The organism is Rhodopirellula maiorica SM1, from assembly GCF_000346295.1.
GTDB classification, from domain to species: domain Bacteria; phylum Planctomycetota; class Planctomycetia; order Pirellulales; family Pirellulaceae; genus Novipirellula; species Novipirellula maiorica.
In genome coordinates, this window is sequence record NZ_ANOG01000680.1 from 20,564 (window position 1) to 27,764 (window position 7,201).

A 7,201-nucleotide genomic window follows, 5' to 3' on the forward strand; every position below is an offset into this window, starting at 1 on the left:
TTAAACGCCCCCAACAATAACGCCGCCTGTGAGCGTGGGGGGACACGGCCAATGATACAACTCATCTTAGAAGATGAAGCAAGCCGATCCACACTGCCCCTTGCCATTTATGATACAGAGTGTGCGCAAATGCAATCCGTGACAATCGTTTATGCAATATCGAAGTAATAGTGATACTTTGTATTGATGCCCCGTATGACGAATCCTGCTCCTCAAAGTGAGTGTCAACGGTGCGATCCGGCGCGGAACAGGTACAAGCGGATTCATATTTCTCCGTTTTTTCGCTATGCAAATCACCGCTCTTCGTTTGGGGAAAATTTGCTGGCGGGATGCTTTCGAGTGCACAGCCCCCTCGGAATGAGGGGGGCTAAGTCTCGACATCGCGCAATGAAGTTATCATCCCCGGCGGCGATGCGCATACCCCGCTTGAGAAACAGCGGACTCGCGCACACACAGCACCAGAAATAGCAATCGGAAAAGAGGACACAGACAGCGAAGGCAAGCAAACTACAGATAAGTCGGACTAAGAACATCACGCATCCTAGAGGAACCGAACATTGTCCAGCACCGAAACCCGCACGCAGCGCAAAGTCGCCCTGGCATTGATGGCTCACCCGGATGACGCCGAAATTACCTGTGCCGGCACCCTGATGCGTTTAGCCGACGATGGGTGGGAGACTCATATCGCAACGCTGACCGCGGGTGACTGTGGTTCGTTGACGGGAGACGCAACTGAGGTCGCTCGCACTCGCATCGCCGAAGGAACCGCGGCAGCCAGCTTGGCCGGGGCCAGCTTTCATTGCTTGAATGAACCCGATGGCCGGGTGGTTTATGACCGTACTGCGTTGCAAAAGGTGATCGATCTGTTTCGCTCGATCGCGCCGACGCTGGTAATCACGATGCCGATGTCGGATTATCACGCGGACCACGAGATCACCGGCCAGATGGGGCGTGCAGCCAGTTTCGTTTTTGCGGCTCCGAACGCATCGACATTGCCGTTGGTACCTGGATCCACCATACCGCACCTCTATTACTGCGACGGTCACGGCGGAACGGATCGCTTGGGACAAAAAACGGAACCTACGACTCGCATCGAGATCAGCGAGCAACTTGATCGTAAAACCGAGATGCTGGCGTGCCACGCCAGCCAACGAGAGTGGCTTCGCGTACACAACGGAATCGACGAATATTTGTCCACGATGCGATGTTACAACCACACACGCGGAAGTGAGTGCGGCGTCGAAGCAGCCGAAGTTTTTGTCCAGCACACCGGTCATGCGTATCCGGCGAACGATCTGCTCGCAGAATTGTTTCCTTTGAATCGATCTTGCCAAAACGAAGTGATTGATGCGTCGGCCGCGCTGGGGTCCTGATGGATCCGTTCTCTGCAACCCAAACAAGCAAGCTCCCCCAAGCTTTAAAGTTTAGCTCCCCAACAACTCGCGACACTAGCCATTCGAAAACCTCTAATTAGAGAAGAGCGATGAATCCAGAAAGCGAGCATTTTATTCAGTTCGGTTTAGTCAACGATATGTTGTCGGTGCCTGATCTGATCCGCAATTTTGATACGGATCGGATGCATGCGATGGCGGACAAGATCGTCGAAGCGGGCAATCTGATGATTACCGGTGAAGGATCGAGCCGTTTCTTTCCGGCCAAACAAGCCATCTCGTGGGCCAGAAAACAAGGCTGCTCGATCGGTATCCATACCGAGTCGGCGTTACAAGCGATGGAGTACGATCTGCTTGATTGGGTTGTTTTGGGACTATCCAATTCGGGCCAAACTGCCGAAGTGATCGAACTGTTCTATAATTTGAAGCTGGATGGGCACTCCAAACGATACAGTTTGACAACATTTCACAACACGCAACTCGAGACGTTTGCGTCGACGGGGTATGTACTCGATTGCGGCGAAGAAAACGCCGTGGCGGCAACCAAGAGTGTCGTGGAACAGGGATTGTTCCTGCGAGCGCTGTTAGAGCAGATTCATGGCGTCAACACGCTAGCGCAACGTCAAAACGAACTCGCAGACGCGGTCCAAACCGCACTTCTAAGCGAGTTACCAGCTGAATTGGTTTGCCGGGTCGCCCGAGCAAAAACGGTATACTGGGCTGGACGCAACGACGGGGTTGCCGAAGAACTGACTCTGAAGACGAACGAGATCATTCGCAAATCGGCCGACTTCCTCGACGGCAGCTATGCTGTCCACGGAATCGAAGAAGTGATGGATGCCGAGGATGTTTTGATCTGGATCGAACCGCATTCGGTCAGCGAAGCAAAGTTCAAAAGTGTGTTAGAGCGAAGTGTTGGAATGGAAATTATCGCCATCGCATCGCGTCCGACCAGTTTCCCAACCATCATGATTCCTAATGCCCGTGATCTATCCGGATTCGTCCAGATGGCCGCAGGATGGAATTTGTTGGTCAATGTGGGATTAAAACTGGGCGTCGATGTCGACACCCCATTGCGTGCTCGAAAAGTTGGAAATGCCTTCTCGCCTGAATTGGTGTAGCGGATCGTTCGGATCAAGAAAGTTTGACTGAGCAACGGTTGTCCTAGGAATTAGAAGAAAGTATTGCAAATGAAGTCGTCTGTACGAGTGTTGTGTGTCGGTGCGGGGCATATGGGCCGCTCACACGCCTTGGCCTACCATCGAATCGACGGTTTCGAAATCGTTGGCATCTGCACTCGATCGTCGCAATCGAGCAGTAAGTTGAATCGCGAGCTTGGTGGTGGGTATGCCGAGTTCCATGACTTTGCGACCGCGTTGCAAGAAACCAAACCCGATGCGGTCTGTATTTCAACATGGCCTGACACCCACGCCCTATACGCCACCGCGGCGATCGAAGCGGGATGCCATGTGTTTGTTGAAAAACCGCTGGCCGATTCCGTCGCGGGTGCCGAGCAAATCATCCAACGTGCCAACGCATCGGACCGCAAAGTCGTTGTCGGCTACATTTTGAGGCATCACCCCAGTTGGACGCGGTTCACGGAAATCGCAAAGACGTTGGGAAAGCCGTTGGTGATGCGTATGAATCTAAACCAAAGTTCATCCGGCGCCGCTTGGCAAACGCATAAGGAATTGATGTCGACCGTGTCACCGATTGTCGATTGCGGCGTGCACTACGTTGACGTGATGTGTCAGATGACCGGATCACGCCCCGTGCGTGTTTCTGGGATCGGGGCGCGGTTGACCGACGAACTGCCCGACGGGATGGTCAATTACGGACAGCTGCAAGTCACGTTCGCCGACGGTTCGGTCGGATGGTACGAAGCCGGATGGGGGCCGATGATGAGTGAGACAGCGTTTTTCATCAAGGACGTGGTCGGCCCCAAAGGATCCGTTTCGATCGTTGCGGAAACCGCTGGCTCGGCGGGCCAGAGTGCGAATGTGGACGCACACACACAAACCGAATCACTGCGATTGCATCACAGCCAGCTAGATGCCGAGGGCAATTTTGCCAAGCATGACGAACTGCTGCGTCTGGAGGACGAACTCGATCATGATGCCTTGTGCCAACGCGAACAAGAATATTTTCTCGACGCGATTCGCAATGACCTCGATTTGACCGATCACTTGGACGATGCACTCCATTCGATGCGGATTGTCGCCGCCGCGGATGAGTCGTTTCGTACCGGAAAGAAGGTCGAGTTGGTGCAGGAAAATAGTTCAAACACCGTAGGAGCCGGATCATGAAGGCGTTGGTGAAAAGCGAGAAAAAGCCGGGGCTGTGGCTCGAAGATGTTCCGATGCCCACGATTGGCATCAACGATGTGCTGATCAAAGTCGACCGGACCGGAATCTGTGGCACCGACGTCCACATCTACAAATGGGACGCCTGGGCGCAAAAGACGATCCCCGTTCCGATGGTCGTGGGACACGAGTTTGTTGGCGAGATCGTGGAAACCGGCTCGAACGTGACCGATTTTTACCCGGGCGAAATTGTCAGCGGTGAAGGGCATGTGGTGTGTGGCCGCTGCCGCAATTGTTTGGCCGGACGGCGGCATCTATGCGCCGATACGAAGGGAATTGGCGTCAATCGCCCCGGCGCGTTTGCTGAGTACATTGCGTTGCCGATGACCAATGTGTGGCATCATGATGCTTCGGTCGATCGCGACGTGGCATCAATTTTTGATCCGTTTGGTAACGCGGTACATACTGCATTGTCATTCCCCGTCCTTGGCGAGGACGTTTTGATCACCGGTGCCGGTCCGATTGGTTGCATGGCCGCGGCGGTCGTGAAGCATGCCGGTGCTCGGCATGTCGTTGTCACCGATGTGAATCCCTATCGTTTGCGGTTGGCCGAAAAAATGGGAGCGACGCGGACGGTCGACGTTCGCAACGAACAACTCAGCGACGTGCAAAAAGAAATCGGCATGAGAGAAGGTTTTGACGTCGGGTTGGAAATGTCCGGAAATCCCGCTGCCTTTCGAGAGATGATTGCTCAGATGAGCCATGGTGGAAAGATCGCAATGCTCGGCATTCCATCGGGTGAAATGGCAATAGATTGGAACACGGTCGTTTTCAATATGTTGACGATCAAAGGAATCTACGGACGTGAAATGTACGAGACCTGGTACAAGATGAAGGTCATGGTCCAAAGCGGACTCGATCTCTCGCCCATCATCACGCATCGGTTCACTTACCAGGAATTTGAACAAGGATTTGACGTCATGATGTCCGGTCAATCGGGCAAAGTGATTCTGAATTGGACCTGAACAACCACCCCATCTTTCCCTTCCTTTGTAACAAGCGACGTATACCGTTGTTCCGTTGCGAAACCATTTTTCCCTACCCCTCTCGGAGAATCAGATGACGACGAAAACATCCACCCATGATCACGGCAGCAAAGCAGGTGCACGCCGTAGCGAGCCAAATTCGGGTATGCCAGAAACGGGCACACCGAATCGCCGCGACGCGCTTCGCCGTGGTACCACGCTGTCAGCGGCACTGGGCACTGCGGCGATTGGCAGCGGAGCAATGGCCCCTCGAATGCTACACGCAGCGTCGTCATCGGACGATCCCAATCGAGTGATTCGGATTGGCATCGTGGGGGTTGGCGGCCGTGGCACCGGAGCACTCAACGATTCGCTATCGATCAACGACAATGTTCGTCTGGTAGCAATGGCTGATTTGCAGCAAGAAAACTGCGAGCGGGCGCGGAAGATTCTGAGCCAGCGTCATGGCGACAAAATTGACGTCAAAGACGATCGCATCCACATCGGTTTGGACGCCTATAAAAACGTGCTCGATGATCCCGATGTCGACCTCGTCATTTTGGCGACATCGCCCGGTTTCCGCCCCTACCACATCGCCGAGGCCGTTGCCGCCGGCAAGCACGTCTTCGCTGAAAAACCATCCTGCGTCGACCCCGCCGGTTACCGCGTTTGCACCAAAGCACATGACGAAGCGGTCAAGCAGGGGACATCGATTGTCACGGGCACTCAATACCGCCGCCAAGTCAACTATGTCGAAGCCATCAAGCGAATTCACGACGGCGAGATCGGTGATATCGTCAGCGCCACGACTCGCTATTGCTCAGGTGGCATTTGGTACAAAAATCGCAAAGAAGGCGTCAGCGATACTCAGTACCAGCTGAACAATTGGATGCACTTCATCTGGTTATCAGGTGACCAAATTACCGAGCAAGCGGTGCACAATATCGACGCCATCAACTGGGTAATGGGATCGGCTCCGGAAACGGCTTACGGGTCCGGAGGACGGTTCACTCGTCCTGCCGATAGCGAAATGTGGGATAATGTTTCGATCGATTACACGTACCCCGGAAATCGAGTTTGCTCGTTCATGTGCCGGCAAATTCCCGGAACCAAAGGCGATAACGGAAACGTGATTTATGGAACCAAAGGCACCGCCTATATTGACGCCATGAGCGGCGGTTCGCGGTTCACCGATCGATCCGGCAAACAGACTTGGAGTATGAAAGGCAGTATCGCCGACGCGTATCGCCAAGAACACAAAGATCTGGTCGATTCGATTCGCAGCGGCAACCCGATCGTCGAACTGCGCACCACCGCAGAGAGTTCGTTGACGGCTGTCATGGGGCGGATGGCAGCGTACACCGGTCAACGTGTCGATTGGGATTTCGTGAGCGAAAAATCTTCGCTCGACCTGTTCCCCAAAGATTTGGATTGGAATGGAGATCGACCGGAGCCTTCGTTTGCAATTCCTGGCGTAACGAAACTCACTTAGTTCCTTCGCCTCTGTAATCAGAGGTCAACAAGTTCTCTCACACGAAAGCAACTGCATGTACGGCGCGTTCCAAACCCATCTGTCCGAGCAACTAGGCGAGATCCGTGATAACGGACTTTATAAATCCGAGCGAGTGATCACCTCGCCTCAGGATGTTCGCATTCAAGTGGGCGGTGGCGAGTCAGTACTGAATCTGTGTGCCAATAACTACCTGGGGTTGGCCGACAACCCCGAGATCGTCAAGGCAGCGCACGAGGGGCTTGATCGTTGGGGGTACGGGCTTTCCTCGGTGCGTTTCATCTGTGGTACTCAGGATGTTCACAAACAGCTCGAGCAATCGCTCAGCGAATTCCTGGGTACCGAAGACACGATTCTGTACACATCCTGTTTTGATGCCAATGGAGGTTTGTTCGAAACCTTGTTAGGCAGTGAGGATGCGATTATTTCAGACGAACTGAACCATGCATCGATCATTGATGGTGTGCGACTTTGTAAAGCACAACGTTTTCGTTATCGCAACAACGATCTCGCGGATTTAGAAGCCAAATTGGCCGATGCCTCGGCGGCTCGTTTTCGTATGATCGCGACCGATGGCGTGTTTTCGATGGATGGCTACATCGCCAACCTGCCGGGAATTTGCGATTTGGCGGACAAGTACGATGCGATGGTGATGGTCGATGATTCACACTCCGTCGGATTTATGGGCAAACATGGTCGCGGTACTCACGAGCACCATGATGTGATCGACCGAATTGATATTATCACGGGAACGCTGGGCAAAGCATTGGGTGGCGCCAGCGGCGGTTACACAAGTGGACGACGCGAGATCATCGAATATTTGCGTCAACGCAGTCGGCCCTATCTGTTTTCGAACTCGGTCGCGCCGCCAATTGTTGCCGCCTCACTTCGCGCAATCGGGTTACTAAACGAGTCGACGGAACTACGCGATCGCTTGGAATCCAACACCCGCTTCTTTCGCGAAGGGATGCA

6 protein-coding genes are annotated in these 7,201 nt (G+C 53.8%); all 6 read left to right on the top strand.

Annotated elements, in window-relative coordinates; genetic code table 11:
* The first annotated feature begins 605 nt into the window (after positions 1–605).
* Positions 606–1,373 (top strand): PIG-L deacetylase family protein, encoded by a 768-nt coding sequence (locus RMSM_RS21855; RefSeq protein WP_052031749.1) that lies wholly within the window; start codon positions 606–608, stop codon positions 1,371–1,373.
* Positions 1,374–1,483: 110 nt separating this feature from the next.
* Positions 1,484–2,512: an SIS domain-containing protein gene (locus tag RMSM_RS21860; protein WP_008701424.1), complete on the top strand. Its 1,029-nt coding sequence runs from the start codon at positions 1,484–1,486 to the stop codon at positions 2,510–2,512.
* A gap of 69 nt (positions 2,513–2,581) precedes the next feature.
* Positions 2,582–3,697, top strand: a complete 1,116-nt coding sequence (locus tag RMSM_RS21865) for a Gfo/Idh/MocA family protein (protein ID WP_040768826.1) — start codon at positions 2,582–2,584, stop codon at positions 3,695–3,697.
* Positions 3,694–4,719 carry an L-threonine 3-dehydrogenase gene (gene tdh / locus RMSM_RS21870; RefSeq protein WP_008701429.1) on the top strand — a complete coding sequence of 342 codons (1,026 nt, stop codon included), beginning with the start codon at positions 3,694–3,696 and terminating at the stop codon, positions 4,717–4,719. The genes RMSM_RS21865 and tdh overlap by 4 nt, the downstream gene beginning before the upstream one ends.
* Positions 4,720–4,885: 166 nt before the next feature.
* Positions 4,886–6,211 (top strand): Gfo/Idh/MocA family protein, encoded by a 1,326-nt coding sequence (locus RMSM_RS21875; protein WP_040768833.1) that lies wholly within the window; start codon positions 4,886–4,888, stop codon positions 6,209–6,211.
* A gap of 55 nt (positions 6,212–6,266) precedes the next feature.
* A partial coding sequence (locus RMSM_RS21880) for a glycine C-acetyltransferase (RefSeq protein ID WP_008701434.1) occupies positions 6,267–7,201 on the top strand: 935 nt, incomplete at its 3' end.

Bases quoted from the DNA above. Each gene is read 5' to 3' on its own strand.
- RMSM_RS21855 (WP_052031749.1), top strand. From the start codon at position 606: ATGGCTCACCCGGATGACGCCGAAATTACCTGTGCCGGCACCCTGATG.
- RMSM_RS21860 (WP_008701424.1), top strand. From the start codon at position 1,484: ATGAATCCAGAAAGCGAGCATTTTATTCAGTTCGGTTTAGTCAACGAT.
- RMSM_RS21865 (WP_040768826.1), top strand. From the start codon at position 2,582: ATGAAGTCGTCTGTACGAGTGTTGTGTGTCGGTGCGGGGCATATGGGC.
- tdh (WP_008701429.1), top strand. From the start codon at position 3,694: ATGAAGGCGTTGGTGAAAAGCGAGAAAAAGCCGGGGCTGTGGCTCGAA.
- RMSM_RS21875 (WP_040768833.1), top strand. From the start codon at position 4,886: ATGCCAGAAACGGGCACACCGAATCGCCGCGACGCGCTTCGCCGTGGT.